The organism is Nocardiopsis alkaliphila YIM 80379 (assembly GCF_000341005.1).
GTDB lineage: Bacteria > Actinomycetota > Actinomycetes > Streptosporangiales > Streptosporangiaceae > Nocardiopsis > Nocardiopsis alkaliphila.
This window is the reverse complement of the sequence record NZ_ANBD01000068.1, coordinates 1-20,176: the sequence shown is the minus strand read 5'-3', so window position 1 is coordinate 20,176 and position 20,176 is coordinate 1. Positions and strand designations below refer to the sequence as shown.

Annotated in this window: 17 protein-coding genes; 12 read left to right on the top strand and 5 right to left on the bottom strand. The window is 66.7% G+C overall.

All coding sequences use genetic code 11. The features are described from left to right. Positions 1–8 precede the first annotated feature (8 nt). From D472_RS0110580 to D472_RS0110570, 3 genes are read left to right on the top strand one after another with little or no spacing between them, the layout of a single operon-like run. Positions 9–998, top strand: coding sequence for a branched-chain amino acid ABC transporter permease (locus D472_RS0110580; RefSeq protein ID WP_026117562.1), 990 nt, complete (start codon positions 9–11; stop codon positions 996–998). Further along, a complete protein-coding gene (locus tag D472_RS0110575) occupies positions 988–1,866 on the top strand; it encodes an ABC transporter ATP-binding protein (protein ID WP_017604456.1) in 879 nt (292 codons plus the stop codon). Before D472_RS0110580 ends, D472_RS0110575 begins: the two co-directional genes overlap by 11 nt. Further along, entirely contained in the window at positions 1,859–2,713 is an 855-nt protein-coding gene (locus D472_RS0110570; RefSeq protein WP_017604455.1) for an ABC transporter ATP-binding protein, read from the top strand. Before D472_RS0110575 ends, D472_RS0110570 begins: the two co-directional genes overlap by 8 nt. A 115-nt stretch (positions 2,714–2,828) precedes the next feature. Here the strand turns inward: D472_RS0110570 and D472_RS0110565 are convergent, their stop codons facing one another. From D472_RS0110565 to D472_RS0110555, 3 genes are all read right to left on the bottom strand, one after another. Then, complete coding sequence (locus D472_RS0110565) at positions 2,829–4,073, bottom strand: ABC transporter substrate-binding protein (protein ID WP_017604454.1); 1,245 nt, start codon at positions 4,071–4,073, stop codon at positions 2,829–2,831. 418 nt (positions 4,074–4,491) lie between these two features. After that, the gene (locus tag D472_RS0110560) at positions 4,492–5,739 is read right to left on the bottom strand and encodes an ABC transporter substrate-binding protein (protein WP_033303578.1); all 1,248 of its coding nucleotides are present in this window, start codon (positions 5,737–5,739) and stop codon (positions 4,492–4,494) included. A gap of 416 nt (positions 5,740–6,155) precedes the next feature. Then, on the bottom strand, positions 6,156–6,584 hold the full coding sequence (locus D472_RS0110555) for a PaaI family thioesterase (RefSeq protein ID WP_017604452.1): 429 nt from the start codon (positions 6,582–6,584) through the stop codon (positions 6,156–6,158). 119 nt (positions 6,585–6,703) lie between these two features. Between D472_RS0110555 and polA the strand changes: the two genes are divergently transcribed. From polA to coaE, 5 genes are all read left to right on the top strand, one after another. After that, a complete protein-coding gene (gene polA / locus D472_RS0110550) occupies positions 6,704–9,463 on the top strand; it encodes a DNA polymerase I (RefSeq protein WP_017604451.1) in 2,760 nt (919 codons plus the stop codon). A gap of 26 nt (positions 9,464–9,489) precedes the next feature. After that, entirely contained in the window at positions 9,490–9,933 is a 444-nt protein-coding gene (gene arfB / locus D472_RS0110545; protein WP_017604450.1) for an alternative ribosome rescue aminoacyl-tRNA hydrolase ArfB, read from the top strand. A 412-nt stretch (positions 9,934–10,345) separates the two neighbouring features. After that, positions 10,346–11,839 (top strand): 30S ribosomal protein S1, encoded by a 1,494-nt coding sequence (gene rpsA / locus D472_RS0110540; protein ID WP_017604449.1) that lies wholly within the window; start codon positions 10,346–10,348, stop codon positions 11,837–11,839. Positions 11,840–12,035: 196 nt separating this feature from the next. Next, the gene (locus tag D472_RS0110535; protein ID WP_026117559.1) at positions 12,036–12,533 is read left to right on the top strand and encodes a GNAT family N-acetyltransferase; all 498 of its coding nucleotides are present in this window, start codon (positions 12,036–12,038) and stop codon (positions 12,531–12,533) included. A gap of 33 nt (positions 12,534–12,566) precedes the next feature. Beyond that, entirely contained in the window at positions 12,567–13,169 is a 603-nt protein-coding gene (gene coaE / locus D472_RS0110530) for a dephospho-CoA kinase (RefSeq protein WP_017604447.1), read from the top strand. Positions 13,170–13,176: 7 nt separating this feature from the next. Here coaE and D472_RS0110525 read toward each other — a convergent pair whose 3' ends face one another. Together D472_RS0110525 and D472_RS27985 are read right to left on the bottom strand one after the other, a co-directional pair. Beyond that, positions 13,177–14,250: a hypothetical protein gene (locus tag D472_RS0110525; protein ID WP_017604446.1), complete on the bottom strand. Its 1,074-nt coding sequence runs from the start codon at positions 14,248–14,250 to the stop codon at positions 13,177–13,179. Further along, positions 14,210–14,821: a hypothetical protein gene (locus D472_RS27985; protein WP_017604445.1), complete on the bottom strand. Its 612-nt coding sequence runs from the start codon at positions 14,819–14,821 to the stop codon at positions 14,210–14,212. The genes D472_RS0110525 and D472_RS27985 overlap by 41 nt, the downstream gene beginning before the upstream one ends. Positions 14,822–15,052: 231 nt before the next feature. Here D472_RS27985 and uvrB point away from each other — a divergent pair, with 231 nt between their 5' ends. The 4 genes from uvrB to D472_RS0110500 all read left to right on the top strand — a co-directional run. Next, complete coding sequence (uvrB, locus tag D472_RS0110515; RefSeq protein ID WP_017604444.1) at positions 15,053–17,143, top strand: excinuclease ABC subunit UvrB; 2,091 nt, start codon at positions 15,053–15,055, stop codon at positions 17,141–17,143. A gap of 179 nt (positions 17,144–17,322) precedes the next feature. Continuing rightward, complete coding sequence (locus D472_RS0110510) at positions 17,323–17,772, top strand: DUF3060 domain-containing protein (protein WP_026117558.1); 450 nt, start codon at positions 17,323–17,325, stop codon at positions 17,770–17,772. 381 nt (positions 17,773–18,153) lie between these two features. After that, positions 18,154–19,149 carry a GNAT family N-acetyltransferase gene (locus tag D472_RS0110505; protein ID WP_017604442.1) on the top strand — a complete coding sequence of 332 codons (996 nt, stop codon included), beginning with the start codon at positions 18,154–18,156 and terminating at the stop codon, positions 19,147–19,149. A 192-nt stretch (positions 19,150–19,341) separates the two neighbouring features. Continuing rightward, the coding region (locus D472_RS0110500; protein ID WP_017604441.1) for a hydroxymethylglutaryl-CoA lyase at positions 19,342–20,176 on the top strand (835 nt) is incomplete at its 3' end.

The window sequence follows — 20,176 nt, the reverse complement described above, 5'->3', positions numbered from 1 at the left end:
AGGTAACGATGGATATTTTCATGATCCTCGCCGAGGCAGCCCGGTCCGCGGTCGGTCCGATCGCGGCGATCTACGCGCTGGCCGCCGTGGGGTTGAACCTGCACTTCGGTTACACGGGCCTGTTGAACTTCGGTCAGGTCGGGTTCATGCTGGTGGGCGCCTATGGCGTGGGCATCAGCGTGGCGGTGTTCGATCTGCCGGTGGCGGTCGGTTTCCTGGTGGGTCTGGGTTGTGCGGTGGTGTTGGCGCTGCTGCTCGGTATCCCGACGTTGCGCTTGCGCGCCGACTACCTGGCGATCACGACGATCGCGGCGGCGGAGGTGCTGCGCCTGGTGTACCGGGCGGGGTTCGCCGAGCCGTTGACCAAGGGTGTGTACGGTCTACAGAACCTGTCGTCGGGGTTTCGTGAGGTGAACCCGTTCGACGCGGGCGGGCGTTACGGGGTCGGGGCGATCACGTTCACCGGCAACCAGATGTGGTTGATGACGGTGACGTGGGGTCTGGTCGCGCTGTTCCTGCTGATCACGTGGTTGTTGATCCACAGCCCTTGGGGGCGTGTGATCAAGGGCATCCGTGAGGACGAGGATGCGGTGCGCAGCCTCGGCAAGAACGTGTTCGCCTACAAGATGCAGGCGCTGGTGCTGGGTGGTCTGATCGGCGCGTTGGCGGGTGCGATGCTCGCGGTGCACCAAGGGGCGATCCAGCCGGACCAATTCAAGCCGCAGGTGACGTTCTTCCTATGGGTGATCCTGCTGCTGGGTGGCGCGGGCCGTGTGTTCGGTCCGGTCCTGGGTTCGATGGCGTTCTGGTTCCTGATGAGCTTCACGGACGGGTTCTTGAAGGGTCTGGGCCGTGAGGGTCTACTGCCCTTCCTGTCGGGACCGGACTATGGTGCGATCCAGTTGGCCTTCGCGGGCCTGATGCTGGTGTTGCTGATCGTCTTCCGACCTCAGGGTCTCATCGGCGACCGCAAGGAGATGCTGATCAATGTCAAGTGACGAGGTGGACACCTCCGCGGCGGTCGATGTCGACCGGATGGCGGACGCGTTGCCCGAGCCGGGTTCGTCGAAGTCGGATCCGATCCTGGTGGCCGATGACGTGAAGCGTTCCTTCGGTGGCCTGACCGCGGTGGACGTGAACCATCTGGAGGTGCAGAGGGGGACGATCACGGCGCTGATCGGTCCCAACGGTGCCGGTAAGTCGACGTTCTTCAACCTGCTGACCGGTTTCGACCGGGTCGATGGGGGCCGGTGGACCTTCGAGGGGCAACGGATCAACGGCCGACGTGGCCACCAGGTGGCGCGGGCCGGAATGGTGCGGACCTTCCAGTTGACCAAGGCGCTGACCCGGATGACGGTGCTCGACAACATGTTGCTGGGCGCTCAGGGCCAGTTGGGTGAGCGGATGGCGGGCGCGTTCCTGCGGCCGTTGTGGCGTTCCCAGGAGCGGGCCAACACCGAGCGCGCCATGGAGCTGTTGGAGCGGTTCAAGCTCATCGACAAGCGTCAGGACATGGCCGGTTCGTTGTCGGGTGGTCAGCGCAAGTTGCTGGAGATGGCGCGTGCGCTGATGACCGATCCGAGCATGATCATGTTGGACGAGCCGATGGCGGGTGTGAACCCGGCGTTGGTGCAGTCGTTGTTGCAGCACATCACGTCGTTGCGGGACGAAGGCAAGACGGTCCTGTTCGTCGAGCACGACATGGACGTGATCATGGGGATCAGTGACTGGATCGTGGTGCTGGCCCAAGGTCAGGTGATCGCGGAGGGTCGACCTTCGGACATCCGTTCCGACCAGCAGGTGATCGATGCCTACCTGGGTGCCCAGGAGGTCGAGGGCGAGTCCGGGGAGAGTGGCGATGAGTGAGGAGAACGGCGGGCTGCGTCCGGAGCCGGAGGAGATTCCGGTGGAGGCGGAGGAGGCCGCGGCCGTCCAAGGGCACCGTGAGGAGCTCCTGGAGCGGGCCGGTGCCGTAGAGGTGGGTGGTCCGGGGGACTACCTGCTGTTGGCCAAGGACATGGTGGCCGGTTACGTGCCGGGGGTGAACATCCTCAATGGATGCACCCTGACACTCACCGAAGGTGAGGTCGTGGCGATCATCGGTCCCAACGGTGCGGGTAAGTCGACGTTGATCAAGACGATCTTCGGGCTGATCCCGGTGCGTGAGGGTTCGTTGACTTTGCGGGGCGTGAGTATCGCGGGTCTGGCGGCGCACAATCTGGTGGAGCGGGGCGTGGGTTACGTTCCGCAGACGCGGAACGTGTTCCCTTCCCTGACGATCGAGGAGAACCTCCAAATGGGGGCGTTCCTGCGGCCGAGGACGTTCGGTGAGCGGTTCGCGGTGGTCTCGGAGCTGTTCCCGTTGTTGGGGAAGCGGCGTCGGGCCAAGGCGGGTTCGTTGTCCGGTGGTGAGCGTCAGATGGTGGCGATGGGACGGGCCCTGATGATGGATCCGTCGGTGTTGCTGCTGGACGAGCCGACCGCCGGATTGTCGCCGATCTACCAGGAGGAGGTCTTCCAGCGGGTCAAGGAGGTCAACTCCACGGGTGTCTCGGTGATCATGGTGGAACAGAACGCACGGCGTTGCCTGCAGATCTGTGATCGTGGCTACGTGTTGGACCAGGGTCGTAACGCGTACACGGGCACGGGCCGGGACTTGTTGAAGGATCCGAACGTGATCGAGCTGTACCTGGGGACGCTCGCCAAGGCCTGAGTCGGTTCGAGCGTAGAAAGGGGGGCGAGGCCCGGGGAACCGGGTCTCGCCCCCTCGTCGTCGTGTGGGTTCCTCGTGTGGGGTGCGGCACCTCTTCGTGCTCACCCGAGCGTGCTCAGCCTTGGTCGGTGTTCTGCTCGGCGGAGTAGTCGACGTAGTCGAGGATTTCGTAGCCGTTGGGGCCGAAGTGGAAGATCTCGAAGGTGGCGGAGGTGGGGTCGCCGTTGTCGTCGAAGTCGATGTCGCCGCTGGCGCCCTGGTAGTCGATGCTCTGTCCCTCGGCGAGCAGGTCGCGGCATTCGGCGAAGGAGAAGCATTCTGTGCCGTCGGGACGACTGACCTCGGGTAGGTGCGAGACGTAGTCGGCGGGAAGGGACGAGGAGGCGGATTCGGCGGCCAGGGCGATGACGGTGACGCAGTCGAAGACCTGGGGGGCGAACTGGAAGACCTCCAAGTCCGGGGCGAACTCGCGCAGACCTTCGTTGAAGTTCGAGTTGTCGGCACTGGGCGCGACGCCGGTGGTGCCGTCGATGAGTCCGGGGCGGTCGGCGCTCACGGTTTCGGCCAGACCAGGGTCGTTGAGGCCGTCGGTGAGGTAGAAGTCCTCGCCCGGGATGTTGCTTTCGAGGAGGGCGGCCATGAGCTGGGTGCCTTCTTGAAAGGAGATGAGGGCTATGGCGTCGGCCTCGATCTCGATGGCTCCGGTGATGACGGCGCCGAAGTTGGTGCTGTCGGGGTCGTAGGTCTCGCTGAGCGCGACTTCGGCGCCCAGGGCGTTGAGTTCGTTCTCGACGGCCTGGAGGTAGCCGGTGCCGTAGTCGTCGGCGCGGGCGATGAGGGCGACGCTTTCGTTGCCGTCGTCGACGATCTGGCGGGCGAGGACGGGACCGGCGAGCAGGTCGCTGGGCGCGGTGCGGAAGTAGTATCCGCCGTCGTCGATGTCGGTGAGGTCGGGTGAGGTGTTGGTTCCGGAGCACTGGACGATCTCGGAACCGGTGATGGTGTCGTAGGTGGCCTGGGTCATGGCCGAGGCCGCGGCGCCGATGACGGCGTTGACGTTGTTGTTGACGAGGGTGTTGGCGGCTTCGTTGGCCTGGGCGTTGTCACCGGCCTCGTCGGCTTCGATGGGCGGGGGGACTTCGGTGCCCAGGATGCCGCCGGCGTCGTTGATCTCGGAGATCGCGTATTCGACGGCCGCGATCTGGGAGGGACCGAGAAAGGCGAGGGAACCGGTCTGTGGGTAGAGAAGCCCGTAGGTGAAGGCGCCGTCGTCGTCACCGGTGGCGTCGGCGCACGAGGTGAGGGTGAGGGCGGCCGCCAGTGCGGCGGCGGGAAGGGTCAGGGTGGGTCGGGTGGACATGGGTCGTTCCGTTCGAAGGCGGTGTTCGGCCCAGAGGGGACAGAGGCCGTGGGTGCTGGACGGTCGGGGGATGTGGTGGTCCGGAGCGTATGTGGGTGTGCGCCGGTTCCACGGGTGGGCCAATCAGGGGCCGGGGCGGGATGGTGTCGGTCTCGGGGGACGTACTTTTCTTGAGCGCCACTTCCTTGGGATGTACGGAGGCACGGCGTGCGGGAGGCGGCCGTGCCGGTGGGGTCCGGGGCGGCGTCTCGTGCACGGGGGGATGGGACAACGCCGTCGGTGTCCGTCGTGGACGAGGTACGGACGTGGCATGGGGTGTGGCGGGGACATGGGTTCGGGGGTGCGGGGCCAGGCCCCGCACCCCCGGTGGATGCGTGTGTGAAGACACCGCTACCTGAGGATGTGTCGTCCTATGGTGTTACTCGTCGGCGGAGTACTCCTCGTAGGCGGTGACCCCGTGGGTCTCACCGTCGAAACCGAAGATCTCGAAGGTGGCGGCGGTGGGGTCGCCGTTGTCGTCGAAGTCGATGTTGCCGCTGGTGCCCTGGAAGTCGATGTCCTCACCGTCGGCGAGCAGGTCACGGCACTCTTCGAAGGAGGAGCACTCGGTGCCCTCGGGGCGGCTGATCTCGGGCAGGTGCTCGACGTAGACGCTCGGGTCGACCGACTCGGCGGATTCGGCGGCCAGGGCGATCGCGGTCACGCAGTCGAAGACCTGCGGGGAGAACTGGAAGGCGTCCAGGTCCGGCTCGAACTCGCGGAGTCCTTCGTTGAACTCGGGGTTGTCCGCGCCGGGGGCGACCCCGGTGATGCCGTCGACGATGCTCGGGTCGTCCTCGTTGACGGTGCTGCCCAGTTCGGGGCTGTTGAGGCCGTCGGTGATGTAGAGCTGGTCGCCTTCGACGCCGCTCTCGAGGAGCTCGGCGATGACCTGGGCGCCCTCTTCGAAGGAGATGAGGGCGACGGCCTCGGGCTCCTCCCCGGAGACGGCGTTGACGACGCTGTCGAAGTTGGTGGCGTCGGGGTCGTAGGTCTCGGTGAGGACGACTTCGGCGCCCAAGGCCTCCAGCTCGTCTTGGACGGCCTGCATGTAGCCGTTGCCGTAGTCGTCGGCGCGGGCGACGATGGCGACGCTGAGCTGGTTCTTCTCGACGATCTGGCGGGCCATGACCGGGCCGGACATCAGGTCGCTGGGCGCGGTGCGGAAGAAGTATCCGCCGTCGTCGATGTCGGTGAGGTCGGGTGCGGTGTTGGAACCGGAGCACTGGACGATCTCGGAACCGGTGATGGTGTCGTAGATCGCCTGGGTCATGCCCGAGGCCGCGGCGCCGATGACGGCGTTGACGTCGCTGTTGACGAGGCTGTTGGCGGCCTCGTTGGCCTGGGCGCCGTCGCCGGCCTCGTCACCTTCGACGATGGCGGGGACTTCGGTGCCCAAGATGCCGCCGGCGTCGTTGATCTCGGAGATCGCGTATTCGGCCGCCGCGATCTGGGGCGGGCCGAGGAAGGCGAGGGCGCCGGTCTGCGGATAGATGATGCCGTAGGTGAACTCTTCGCCCGCTGAGTCGCCTCCGCCGTCGCCACCGTCGCCGTTGCCACACGCGGTGAGCCCCAGCACAAGGGCCGCGGTCGCGGCAGTGAGTCCTAGGACCTTCTTGCTTGCCATGATCGTGGTCACTCCGTTCAAGCGGCGGTGCACGTCTTGCGTGCCGCAGCGTGCCGATGGTGCAGATGCGTCCTGCAAGTCCGCGATGTGTGGCATGACTTAATCAGGAGCGTTAGGGGAGCTTAATCATGGAAGTTCGCCGACGGGAAGTGCGAGGGGGACGTTGCGTCCGACTCGCTTTCATGCCGTTATGAACCTGTGGTCAAGGTGGGGCCGGTGGGGCCTGGTGTTTGGACGAATAGGACTGATATTTGGCGCTCCTGTGCAATGTGTCATGGGGTGAGGGCAGGCCGAAGCCCGACCGTCGAACCTCTTGGTGTGCTGGTGGAAGGGGTCGACGGCCGGTTCGGAGCTTCGGTAGCTCGGCTGTACGAGCCCATGAAGTCAGGCTTGTCAAGTGGGGCTCGTGTGGTGGCTCAGCCCTTGGGGGCGTCGCGCAACATGCAGGTCAGGCGGGAAGTGCACACCTTCTTGCCGGCGTCATCGGTGATGGTGATGTCCCAGGTGGCCAGGGTGCGCCCCAAATGGACGGGGGTGGCGACTCCGGTGACGTGGCCCTCGGTGGCGGAACGGTGGTGGGTGGCGTTGATCTCGATGCCCACGGCGATACGCCCGAAGGCTTGAGCGTGCAGGGTGGAGCCGATGGAGCCGAGGGATTCGGCCAGGACACAGGAGGCACCACCGTGGAGGAGGCCGAAGGGCTGGCGGTTTCCCTCGACCGGCATGCGGCCCACGACGCGTTCGGTGGAGACCTCGGTGATCTCGATGCCCATGGTCTTGCCCAGACCTTCGCTGAGAGCGCCTGAGTCCACCAGTTCCTGGAGTCGTTGCGCGTCTGTGCTCATGGTGGGGTGCCTTCCGATCCGCTCAGGTGGCCTCGTACCCGGTCGAACCGGCCGGGTGCGGGCGGTGTTCCCGCGGTGATGGCCGCGGAGTGTCCGCAGGGCATCCTAAGATTCCTCCTGTGGTGACCAAGCGAGAGACCCCCGAACAGACCGCCCCGTCCGATGGTGGGCGAGCCCGCCTGCTCCTCCTGGACGGCCACTCGATGGCCTTCCGCGCGTTCTTCGCGTTGCCGGTGGAGAACTTCGGCACGAGTACCGGGCAATCGACCAACGCCGTGTACGGGTTCGCCTCGATGCTGGTGAAGTTGTTGCGGGAGGAGGAACCCACACACGTCGCGGTGGCCTGGGACCTGTCCGGTCCCACCTTCCGGGACGAGGAATACGAAGGGTACAAAGGGGGGCGTTCGGAGATCCCGCCGGAGTTCCCCTCCCAAGTGCCGTTGACCCAGGACCTGATGCGGCTGATCGGGGTGACCAACCTGTCCGCTCCCGGTTTCGAGGCCGATGACGTCATCGCCACCTTGGCCCACCAGGGCTGTGAGGCGGGCATGGAGGTGCTGATCGCTTCCGGAGACCGTGACGCCTTCCAGCTGGTGAACGAGAACTGTACGGTGCTCTACCCGGGTAAGAGCCTGTCCGATCTACGCCGGATGGACCCCGAGGCGGTCGAGGACAAGTACGGGGTTTCACCCGAGCGTTACCGCGACCTGGTCGCCCTGGTGGGGGAGAAGGCCGACAACCTTCCGGGCGTGCCCGGGGTGGGTCCCAAGACCGCGGCCAAGTGGATCACCAAGTTCGGATCCCTGGAGTCGCTGGTGGAGCGCGCTGACGAGGTCACCGGCAAGGCCGGCCAGAACTTCCGGGACCATCTGGCCGACGTGCTGCGCAACCAACGTCTCAACAAGCTGGTCACCGATGTGCCCTTGGACGTGGACGTAGGCGCCTTGGGGTTGGGCGAGACCGACCGCGCGGGGGTGGACGCCCTCTTCGACAACCTGGAGTTCGCCTCCAACCTGCGTGAGCGCCTGTACGCGGTGGTGCGCACCGCCCAGAGCACCGATACCGGCGGCGATGCCGCGGGTGAGGGGTTCGAGGTGGAGGTGACCGTCGCGGGCACCGGTGAGGTGGCGGCCTGGCTGACCGAGCACGCCGCCGCCGACACCATCACCCTGGAGGCTCCGGCCGGGCTGGCGGTGGAGGGGGGTTGGGGCCGGGGGACCGGCCGAGTGGACGCGCTGGCCGTGACCGTGGCCGGTGGTGCTTCGCTGTACGTGGACCCCACCCGGGTGGACGCGTCCGACACCGAGGCGTTGACGGACTTCTTGTCCGACGCCGAACGCCCCAAGGTGGTGCACGAGTACAAGGGCGCCCTGCTGGCCCTGGGCGCGCACGGCTGGGAACTGGACGGTGTGATCAGTGACACCGCCTTGGCCGCCTATCTGGCCCAGCCCGGACAGCGCCGGTTCGATCTGGCGGACCTGTGCCGCAAGTACCTGGGCCGGGAGCTGGAGGAAGCCACCGATGGCGACCAGCTCGCCTTGGACCTGGGGGAGGAGGGTGCGGGCGGAGGCCGCGGACGCGGGTTGGCGTTGCGCGCCGCCGCGACCCGGGACCTGGCGGTGGTGCTCGCCGCCGAGTTGGACAAGCGCGGGGGCGCCCACCTGGTGCGTGAGGTGGAATTGCCACTGGTGGACGTGTTGGCCCGGATGGAGCGGTCCGGGATCGCCGCGGATCGGCCCTACCTGGAGGAGCTGCGGGAGGAGTTCGCCGCGGCCGGGCGCGCCGCGGTGGCCAGGGCGCACGAGATCGTGGGACGTGAGTTCAACCTGGGCTCGCCCAAACAATTGCAGCAGGTGCTCTTCGAGGACCTGGGGCTACCTCGAACCAAGAAGATCAAGACCGGGTACACCACCGACGCCGATGCGTTGGCCTGGCTCGCCACCCAGACCGACAACGAGTTGCCGGGTGTGCTGTTGCACCACCGGGACCAGACCAAGTTGCGGACCACGGTCGAGGGTCTGATCAAGACGATCGCCGACGATGAGCGCATCCACACCACGTTCAACCAGACGGTGGCGGCCACGGGGCGGCTCAGTTCCACCGAGCCCAACCTGCAGAACATTCCGGTGCGTACCGAGGTGGGGCGGCGGATCCGGCGGGCGTTCGTGGTCGGTTCGGGCTTCGACGAGTTGTTGACGGCCGACTACAGCCAGATCGAACTGCGGATCATGGCGCACCTGTCCGGGGAACAGGCGCTGATCGACGCGTTCAACAGTGGCTACGACTTCCACGCGCAGATGGCGGCGCAGGTGTTCGACATCCCCGTGACCGAGGTCGACGGTGAGGCGCGTTCGCGGATCAAGGCGATGAGTTACGGGTTGGCCTACGGGTTGAGCGCCTACGGACTCTCCCAGCAGTTGGACATCACTCCGGACGAGGCCAAGAAGCTGATGGAGGACTACTTCGCGAACTTCGGCGGGGTGCGCGACTACCTCAACGAGGTGGTGGAGCGGGCTCGCAAGGTCGGTTACACCGAGACGATCCTGGGCCGGCGACGCTACCTGCCGGACTTGACCAGCGACAACCGTCAGCGTCGGGAGATGGCCGAGCGGATGGCGCTCAACGCGCCCATCCAGGGGTCGGCCGCCGACATCATCAAGGTGGCGATGCTCCAAGTGGACGCAGCGCTCACCGAGGGCGGGCATGACTCTCGCGTGCTGTTGCAGGTCCACGACGAACTCGTGTTGGAGGTCGCCCCGGGAGAGCGTGAGGCGGTGGAAAAGCTCGTGACCCACGAGATGGGTTCGGCCTATGATCTGCGTGTTCCGTTGGGCGTTTCGGTCGGCAGCGGAGCGAACTGGCATGACGCCGCGCATTAGGACCGACGTGTGAGGGAGTGGGAACGGTGGTGGGGCGGGACGAGACCACGAAGGCTCTGGTCGCGGGGCCGGTGACCGTTCCCGCCGATGAGTTGAGGTGGAGGTTCTCCCGGTCCTCGGGACCGGGAGGCCGGCACGTCGATACCTCCGACACTCGGGTCTCGCTCTCACTGGACGTGGTGGCCTGCCGTGCGCTGGGGGCCACCCACAGGGCCCGTGCGGTGGAACGGTTGCGAGGGCGACTGGTGGGCGGGGTGCTGACGGTGTCGGTTCAGTCCCACCGGTCGCAGACGCGCAACCGCTTGGAGGCCCGGGAGAGGCTGGCCCGGCTCTTGGCCGAGGCGATCGCGCCCCCACCGCCGGAGCGGCGTTCGCGCAAGCCGAGCAAGAGGGCCCAGCGGCGGCGGGTCGAGGCCAAACGACGCCGTGGTGAGATCAAGCGTTCACGTTCGCGCCCCCCGGTGGACTGAACGGACCCCGCGTTCCTTTGAACGAGCGGTGAAGGCGTCGGACCGCCTGAGCCGCCCGTTGGTACCCCGGGGGACGTGCGGTGGAGCCCAGTTGATCTTCAGCGCCACACTCGGGTAAATTGCGGCCGTTATGCCCTTCGTCGGGTTGGCAGCCCTGGGTTCCGATTGACCAGGACGCCCATGTCTCATACTCTGGGCTCAGCGTTGTGGGTTCGTGCGGGCGTCTGTCGTCTCCGGTGGAGGCGAAGGGTTGCACCGCCTCGGTCACCACTCTGGACCCGGTAAGTCGCGGTCACGGACGGCTCGTCCCGTACATGTGACCCTGCCTCTTGCTTCTGGACGACGGATCGAAAGCCCGAACCCCCAGCGTGCCCATTTTCTGAACCTGTCCGTATCCGGAGTCCACCCACAAATGACGAGCAGCACCGAGGCCACCTCGACACCCCAGGTAGCGGTCGACGACATCGGGTCCGAGGAAGCCTTCCTCGCAGCGATCGACGAGACCATCAAGTACTTCAACGACGGTGACATCGTCGAGGGCACCATCGTGAAGGTCGATCGAGACGAGGTCTTGCTCGACATCGGCTACAAGACCGAGGGTGTCATCCCCTCTCGGGAACTGTCGATCAAGCACGACGTCGACCCCGGTGAAGTGGTTGCCGTCGGCGACCAGGTCGAAGCCCTCGTCCTCCAGAAGGAGGACAAGGAAGGCCGTCTGATCCTGTCCAAGAAGCGTGCTCAGTACGAGCGGGCCTGGGGCACGATCGAGAAGATCAAGGAAGAGGACGGCGTCGTCACCGGCACCGTCATCGAGGTCGTCAAGGGTGGTCTCATCCTCGACATCGGCCTGCGCGGCTTCCTGCCCGCTTCCCTGGTCGAGATGCGGCGTGTTCGCGACCTGCAGCCCTACGTGGGCCGTGAGCTCGAGGCCAAGATCATCGAGCTGGACAAGAACCGCAACAACGTGGTCCTGTCCCGCCGCGCCTGGCTCGAGCAGACCCAGTCCGAGGTTCGCCAGACGTTCCTCAACACCCTGCAGAAGGGTCAGATCCGCAAGGGCGTCGTCTCCTCGATCGTCAACTTCGGTGCCTTCGTGGACCTGGGCGGCGTCGACGGCCTGGTGCACGTCTCCGAGCTCTCCTGGAAGCACATCGACCACCCGAGCGAGGTCGTCGAGGTCGGCCAGGAGGTCACCGTCGAGGTTCTCGACGTGGACATGGAGCGCGAGCGCGTCTCCCTGTCGCTCAAGGCGACCCAGGAAGACCCGTGGCAGCAGTTCGCCCGGACCCACCAGATCGGCCAGGTCGTTCCCGGCAAGGTCACCAAGCTGGTCCCCTTCGGTGCGTTCGTGCGCGTCGAAGAGGGCATCGAGGGTCTGGTCCACATCTCCGAGCTGGCCGAGCGCCACGTGGAGGTGCCCGAGCAGGTCGTCCAGGTCGGCACCGAGATCTTCGTCAAGATCATCGACATCGACCTCGAGCGTCGCCGTATCAGCCTGTCGCTGAAGCAGGCCAACGAGGCCGTCTCGCCCGACCAGGTGGACTTCGACCCCACCCTGTACGGCATGGCCGCGGACTACGACGAGCAGGGCAACTACAAGTACCCCGAGGGCTTCGACCCCGAGTCCGGCGAATGGCTCGAAGGCTTCGAGGCTCAGCGGGACGAGTGGGAGCGCAGCTACGCCGAGGCGCAGGCCCGCTTCGAGGCTCACCGCAAGCAGGTCGAGGAGGCGCGTGCGGCCGAGGCCGACGCCGCCAACGCTCCTGCTCCGGAGGAGACCGAGGAGTACACCGAGAGCGGTCAGGGTTCCGGTTCGACCGGTTCCGACTCCGCCGGTAGCGGCGCCCTGGCCTCGGACGAGGCCTTGGCCGCCCTGCGCGAGAAGCTCGCGGGCGGCGAGGCCTAGGCCTCTTCGCCGGGCTCCGGCCCGAGTGATGCTTCGAGGGGCCGTCTCCACCATGGGTGGAGGCGGCCCCTCGCCGTGCGGGCGGGCCGGCACGTGCCGCGGACGGCGAGATTCCGCGGAGGAGAAAAGCAACACCGAAGCACTCACCAGGGTGCTTGATGTGTTCCTGGAGTGGGAACCCGTTCAAGGAGGCGACGTGTTCGAAATCCACCCGGCCATCCCCGAGGACGCGGGGGAGATCTTCACCCTCCAACGCGCCGCCTACGTCGACGAGGCCCAGGCCTATGGGGATCCGTTCATCCTGGCGCTCACCGAGGGCCTGTCCCGGATCGAGAGGCTGCTCGTCGACGATGACGCCCTCGTACTCAAAGCGGTGGTCGGACATCGGGTGGTCGGGTCGGTGCGTGCCGGAGTCACCGAGACCACCGGGGTGGTCGGTCGCCTGGTGGTGGCCCCGGACATGCGTGGTCGCGGCATCGCCAGGGCCCTGCTGTCTCGGGTCGAGGACGAGTTGCGTGAACGCCGTCCCGAGTTGGCGGCGTTGACCTTGTTCACGGGTGCGCAGAGCCCCGACAACCAGCGGCTCTACCGCAGGCTCGGATACGCCGAGACGCATCGGGAGCGTGTCGCCGAGCATCTGGTGATGGTGCACATGCGCAAGGAGTTGGACCAGGTGCCCACAGGGCCGATGTGACGTCGTGCCCGTAGGACCTCTAGGGTTTTGCCCATGCTGAAAGTGGGACTCACCGGTGGGATCGGTTCGGGTAAGAGCGCGGTCTCGGCCGCTTTGGCCTCGTATGGAGCGGTGGTCATCGACGCGGACGCCATCGCCCGGGAAGTGGTCGAGCCGGGAACACCCGGGTTGGCCGAGGTCGTGGCCGAGTTCGGTGAGCAGGTGCTCACCCCCGAGGGACGGCTGGACCGGCCCCGACTGGGCGAGTTGGTGTTCGCCGACGAGTCCCGGCTGGCTCGTCTCAACGCCATCATCCACCCGAAGGTGGGCGAACGCAGCGGTCGGCTGATGGAGGAGGCTCTGGCCTCCAACGCCGAGATCGTGGTCTACGACGTTCCTTTGCTGGTCGAGAACGGGCTGGAGTCGCTCTACGACGTGGTGGTCGTGGTCGACACCCCCGACGAGGTACGGGTGGAACGGGTCTCCCGTGATCGGGGCATGCCTCGTGAACAGGTGCGCGCCCGGATCGCCGCCCAGGCCGACCGGGAGACCCGGTTGGCCGCGGCCGACTTCGTGGTGGACAACTCCGGGACCCGGCAGGACCTGGCGCGCCGGGTCCAGGAGCTGTGGAACGAACTCGTGGAGCACGCCCGATAGGGATCGCTCACCCTGGGTGGTGCGAGGCGTCCGGGTCGATCCTGTGGAGCATCCACGCCGGGAGGTGGGCGACTTCGCGTGGGAAGTACCGAAAGTCCAGTTGGTATTCGAGGTCGGCGATACGGCGGCCGAAGTCGGGTTCGGTGTCGTGGTCGTATTCGGTCTCCACGTCTCCGTCACGGTGCAGGGTGAAGATGGCGCGGTACCAGGTGCCGGTGCCGCGCTCGTACATGCCTGAGCGCAGTCGATTCACGGGGAGCGTGATCCCGGCCGGGACGGTGAGGCGTTCGCGCCCTCCCTGGGGGCGTACCGCGTGGAACACGGCTCCGGCGGTCCCGACCAGGCACCGTACCTCCAGGCTCAGGGACGTCCACTCACCCTCGACGCTGTCGACCATCCTCGCACGTAGTTCCCCGAGAAGGGCGTCGTGTTCGGTCGGCGTCAGCGGTCGCCAGGGGAATCCGGGTTCTGGGCCATGGGGCTGGTCCCAGCCCTCGGGCGCTGTCAAGGGCGGGTCCACGTAGTGCCATTGGGACAGCCAGGCGGGTTGCCAGCGTGGGTCGCGTTGGAGGAGCCACCTCACCAGGCCGTAATGCAGGAGCCCGGTGGCACCGACGCGTTCGGCGTGCTCACTCCACCAGCGTGGCCAGTGGTCGTAGGCGCGCTGGAGCGTGTGGCCGTCTTCGGTGACCTCCAGCCGAGCGTAGAGCCAGCCACCGTGCTCGGGGTGGGACTCGGCCTCGACCAGGGATCGCCAGAGTGCCTGCTCCTCGGAAAGCTCTCGGCCTGGGGGGACGGAGGGCCAGTCGGCGGTGACGGCGTCGTGGACCAGGATCGCGCGCCCGTCGGGTCCCGACCGCTCACGCCGGGCCCAGTCCACCAGGCGGGCCAGTTCGGGGCCGTCCTCGGGTGTGGGGCGGCCCGGGATTTCCTCGGTACGGCGCAGGGTGTCCCCCAGACGTAGGTCCCGCTCGTTCCCGAAGCCTCCGATCATGTCCGGGCGCAGGGGTCTGCGGTGACCGCTGGGGTGGAGGGTGGGGCTACTGCCGGGAGTCAGCCCCAAGGCGGATGCGGTGGTCATCGCCGTGGCGGGGTCCTCCAGGCGGGGGAGGAGGGGCACCAGGGGGGGCGAGCCGTTCCTTGGTCAGTTCGCGGGATCGGGCCGCGTGCAGTGCCTCGGAGAGGAATCGGGCCAGGGCGGGCTCGGGGTCCTCCTCGTCGAGCCACGTGGTCGGATCGTCCACGTCGAACAGGTGGGAAAGGAGCAGGCCCACTCCGTCCGTGCTCACGTCCTCCGGGTAGGGGGTGTGCGCCCAGCGGTGCCCGTCCCACCAGTAGGCGAAGCCGATGTTCTCCTCGGCCTCCAGGTCGAGCATCCAGTCCCAGGGCAGCCAGTCGGGTCCGTCCTCGAACCGGTCGCCCTCCTCGTGCGCGAAGACGCTGTCGGCTTCGTGGTCCTGACCGATGAGGAGAGCGCGCCCGCCTTCGACACGGAGCAGCCACCATTCGTTGCCGCCACCGTCGTCGTAGTGGATTCGGCCGTCTTCTTGCTGTTGCAGCTCGGGTCTCAGGACGGTGACCAGGGCGGCGCGCGCCCACAGAGTCTCCAGTGGGGGAAGGTCTTCGGGAAAGGTGAGGCCGTAGGTGTCCATGGGGTCCTTGGTGTCATCAGTGCCCGGAGGCCGGGGAAGCGGGTGCGGGCGATGGGACGAAGATAACGAGTGCATCCGACAAAGGTTCGGCGAGGAGGCCTTCCCTGGCCCCGGCGGTGCGGGTGCCGGGATGGGAGGGTCGGTTCGGCCAGGGATGTCGTAGACGGTCTGTAGCGTTGGGGAGAGGGTGCGGACGGGCGGTCCGTGGCTTCGAGGGGAGATGGGGTAGCAGTGAGACCGGTCAGCGACATCAAGCGCAGTGAGGCTCCGTTCGAGGTCGTCTCGGAGATGACCCCCGCCGGAGACCAGCCGAAGGCGATCGAGGAGATCAGCAGGCGGGTCCGAGGGGGGGATCCGCACACGGTGCTGCTGGGTGCGACCGGTACGGGTAAGACCGCGACGGTGGCGTGGACGGTGGAGCAGCTGCAACGACCCACCCTGGTGATGCAGCCGAACAAGACCCTGGCCGCGCAGTTCGCCAACGAGTTGCGGCAGATGATGCCGAACAACGCGGTCGAGTACTTCGTGTCGTACTACGACTACTACCAGCCCGAGGCCTACGTTCCGCAGAGCGATACCTACATCGAGAAGGACTCGTCGATCAACGACGAGGTGGAGCGACTTCGGCACTCGGCGACCAACTCGCTGCTCACACGCCGGGACACGATCGTGGTGGCCTCGGTGTCGTGCATCTACGGTCTGGGGACCCCACAGGAGTACGTGGACCGGATGGCGCGGCTGGAGGTCGGCATGGAAGTCGAGCGGGACGCGTTGCTGCGCCGTCTGGTGGAAATGCAGTACTCGCGCAACGACACCGCCTTCACCCGTGGCACGTTCCGGGTGCGCGGGGACACCATCGAGATCATCCCGGTCTACGAGGAGTTGGCGATCCGCATCGAGATGTTCGGTGATGAGATCGAGCGGTTGATGACGTTGCACCCGTTGACCGGTGAGGTGCTGGGGGAGAGCCAGGAGATGTTCATCTTCCCGGCCTCGCACTACGTGGCCGGTGAGGAACGTACCGAACGGGCCATTCGCTCGATCGAGGCCGAATTGGGTGAGCGGCTGGCCGAGCTGGAGGGGCAGAACAAGCTGTTGGAGGCTCAACGGCTGCGGATGCGCACCACCCACGACCTGGAGATGATGCGCCAGTTGGGGAGCTGTTCGGGGATCGAGAACTATTCGCGTCATTTCGACGACCGTGAACCCGGTAGCGCCCCCAACACGCTGCTGGACTACTTCCCCGAGGACTTCCTGCTGGTGCTGGACGAGTCGCACGTGACGGTGCCGCAGATCGGTGCGATGTACGAGGGTGACGCGGCACGCAAGCGCACCCTGGTGGACCATGGATTCCGATTGCCGTCGGCGTTGGACAACCGCCCTTTGAAGTGGGAGGAGTTCACCGAGCGAATCGGGCAGTCGGTGTACCTGTCGGCGACGCCGGGCCGCTACGAACTGCGCCAAAGCGGTGGTGACGTGGTGGAACAGGTGATCCGCCCGACGGGTCTGGTGGACCCGGAGGTGCTGGTCAAACAGACCGAGGGCCAGATCGACGACCTGGTGCACCAGATCCGGGAACGGGCCGAGCGCTCCGAGCGGGTGCTGGTGACCACGTTGACCAAGAAGATGGCGGAGGACCTGACCGACTACTTCGCGGAGCTCGGTATCCGGGTCCGCTACCTGCACAGCGAGGTGGACACGCTGCGGCGGGTGGAGTTGCTGCGTGAGCTGCGCGTGGGCGAGTTCGACGTGTTGGTCGGTATCAACCTGTTGCGTGAGGGGTTGGACCTGCCGGAGGTGTCGCTGGTGGCGATTCTGGACGCGGACAAGGAGGGTTTCCTGCGTTCGGAGACCTCGCTCATCCAGACGATCGGTCGTGCGGCGCGTAACGTGGCCGGTCAGGTACACATGTACGCCGACCACGTGACCGATTCCATGCGGGCGGCGATCGAGGAGACCAACCGGCGTCGGGACAAGCAGTTGGCCTACAACGCCGAGCATGGGATCGATCCGACACCGTTGCGCAAGCAGATCGCGGACATCCTCGACACCCTCAACCGTGAGGACGTGGACACCGAGGAGTTGATGTCGACCGGGTACCGCCAGGGGGGCAGGAGCAAGGCTCCGGTACCGGCTCTGGGCGAGCGTGCGGACGTGAAGAACATGCCTCGGGCCGAGCTGGCGGCACTCATCGAGCAGTTGAGCGAGCAGATGCATCAGGCGGCCATGGACTTGCAGTTCGAGTTGGCGGCCAGGCTGCGTGATGAGATCGGTGAGTTGAAACGCGAACTTCGGGGTATGGACGCGGCCGGAGTGCAGTGACCGATCGCCGCCGAGGGCGCGGCTTCCGCGTCTCCTCGGTGGCTTTCACCTCCCCTGTGGGTCTCGGAAGGGGAACGATCGCAAAACGCTTGGGTCGCATGGTTACCTTCGCGTGACATAGTCTTGGGGTTCGGCCAAGGGGCTATGTCGTGATTGCCGTTTTCCGTTGGGGGAGTTCCATGGGTGCTCGGGTGCTGAAGGCCATGGGCGGTGTGGTGTTGCTCGGCTCCCTGCTGATCGGCTGTGGAATGGGCCGGGAGGCCTCCGGAGGCATCGACCTGCCCCCAGAACAAGGCCAGGGTCAAGGCGCGGCGCAGGACTCGACCGAGCCCGAGGGCAACCTTCTCACCGACGAGGTGATCTTGGTGATCGACGACGAGACCGACGTTCGCATCGACTGCGCGAACCGAGAGGTCGTGGTGTCCGCGGACCGCGCCACGGTGGTCCTGGACGGCGACTGTGGGCTGGTACGCGCGACCGGACGCGGGTCGGTGGTCGAGGTGGGCAGCGCCGAGAAGATCATCCTGGCGGGAGTGGACAACGAGATCTCCTTCGCGGGAGGCGACCCCGAGGTGATCAACCAGGGGCGCAACACCAGTGTCCACGAAGGTGGCCAGGCTCAGGGCTGAACCACCTCTCGGGCGTCGGCCGTTCCCTCCTCAGGGTGCGGCCCTGGCGATGGAGACGACTTCGTGCCGTCGGATTCACCGCCCCGCCACCTGAGAGTGATCTTCGATCCGTTACCGTAGTGCCCGTTCATCCGCACTCGCGCGGGGTATGAGGGAACGGAATCGGGAGGAGCCGGAGCATCGGCGTGATTCTTGATTTCCGTCTACCTGTACCACGATGAGGCGGTACGGTCGTTCTGGTCCCCCATCGCACAGGTACGTCCTTCCACGGTATGGACACGACGACCGTGGGAAGGCGACGCGATGGCACCTCGCGGTCCGGCCCACGCGAGGTGGGACCGAGGGTGTTCGCTTGACAAGGACCCGCTAGGGGAGGGGTGGATGAGCGGTTATGTCGCACGGGTGCGACATGATGAGTCGCCCGGGGGCGACATCGGACTCGACCCGTTGGTGCGTTCGGCCGCCCAACGTTGGGCCGAGTCGGACCCCCTGTTGCCCGAACCCGTGGGTTTCTCCCCCGATTCCTACCCGCTTTTGACCGTCAGCGATGAGGACGGCCGTCCCGTCGCCGCCGGCAGCATGCACTACACCTGGTACCAGCCGGGCGAGGTCGGCCGCATATGGGGCGTGCCCGACCAGCACTGGCTCACCCCCATCGTGGGCGGCCCCGATCCGGCCCGTGCCCTGGACTCGCTGCTCACCAGTTGGCGCGATCAGCTGGAGGATCTGCCGACCGGTACCGGATCGGAGTCGGCGGCCCTGGTCAGCTGGCCCGCCCGGGACGTGGCGGGGATCATCCCGCTGCAACGCCATGGTCTACAGCCCTACACGGTGCTCGCGGCTCGTCAACGCCGTCGAGGGGTGCCGCCCTCACTGCCTCCGCGTGACGTGGCGATCCGGCTGGCCGACATCAGCGACCTGACCCAGGTAGTGGGCCTGTTGATGGAGGAACACCGTTACGAACAGCATTTCGGTGGAGTGTTCCTGCAACCCGACACCGCCGAACAGACCCGTAAGGTGGCGGCTCGGGCCCTGAATCGTTCGCGTTCGTGGATCTGGTTGGCCGAACGCCGTGGCCGTGCGGTCGGTCTGCTGTGGGTCTCCCCGCCCGAGCGTTCCCGCTGGGCCAGGTCCCTGGTCCGAGCGCGTCCGATCGCGCACATCGGCTACGGAGTGGTGACCGGCGCCGAGCGTGGTCATGGGATCGGTACCGCCCTGGTCAGTCAGGCCCATCAAGCACTGGACAGCCATGGGGTGGGGGTGTCCGTGCTCAACTACGCGGCGATGAACCCCTTGTCGGGGCCCTTCTGGCATCGCATGGGTTACCGCCCGGTCTGGACGACCTGGGAGATCCGCCCGGCCCTGGCCTTGCGCTGACGGCGGGCGGCACGAAGTGGGTGAAGCCGTGGGCTTCCCGGAGTCGAGTCGAGACCATCAAGGGTTTCAGGCCAGGACCTTCCCCTCCTCCCGTGGAGGAGGGGACTGGCCCGACCCGCTGAAGGACCCCACTCCGACCCTCCACTAGCCTGGGCGCGTCAGCGCGACGGGGCGTGAAAGAGGGTGGATTCGATGACCGCGAACGACCATGGGCCCGAGGGCGGCGAGCACGTGGAGATCGTGGAGGTGGGGCCGCGCGATGGTCTTCAGAACGAGTCCACCGTGCTGTCGGTCGAGGATCGGATCGAACTGATCGACCGGGCGGTCGCTACCGGGGTACGGCGCATCGAGGCGGTCAGCTTCGTCAACCCCAAGCGGGTGCCGCAGATGGCCGGGGCCGAGGAGGTCATGGCGGGCGTCCGGCGCGAACCCGGGGTGTCCTTCATCGGGTTGGCGCTCAACAGGCGGGGCCTGGACCGCGCCTTGGAGGCCGGTGTGTCCGAGGTGAACGTGGCGGTTCCGGCCACCGACGGCTTCTGTGTCCGCAACCAGGGATGCACGGTCGAGGAGATGCTGGATTCCCTGGTCGACATGGACAAGGCCTTGGAAGGCACGGGAGTGCCGCTCAGCGTCACGATCTCGACCGCCTTCGGCTGCCCCTTCGATGGTGAGGTGGCCCCCGAACGGGTCGCCGAGGTGGTGCGGCGGGTCGCCGACACCGGTGCGGTGGAGATCGCGTTGGCCGACACCATCGGGGTCGGGGTGCCCTTCCAGGTCCGTGAGCTGCTGAGGCTGACCGAGGAGGCCGCGCCTGGGCGGACGCTGCGCTGTCACTTCCACAACACCCGCAACACGGGTTACGCCAACGCGTTGGCCTCGGTGGAGGCGGGGGTGCGGGTGTTGGATTCCAGCCTGGGTGGTTTCGGGGGCTGCCCCTTCGCGCCCGCCGCGACCGGCAACATCGCCACCGAGGACTTGCTCTACCTGTTGCACCGCAGTGGTCTGCGCACCGGGGTCTCCGTCTCGG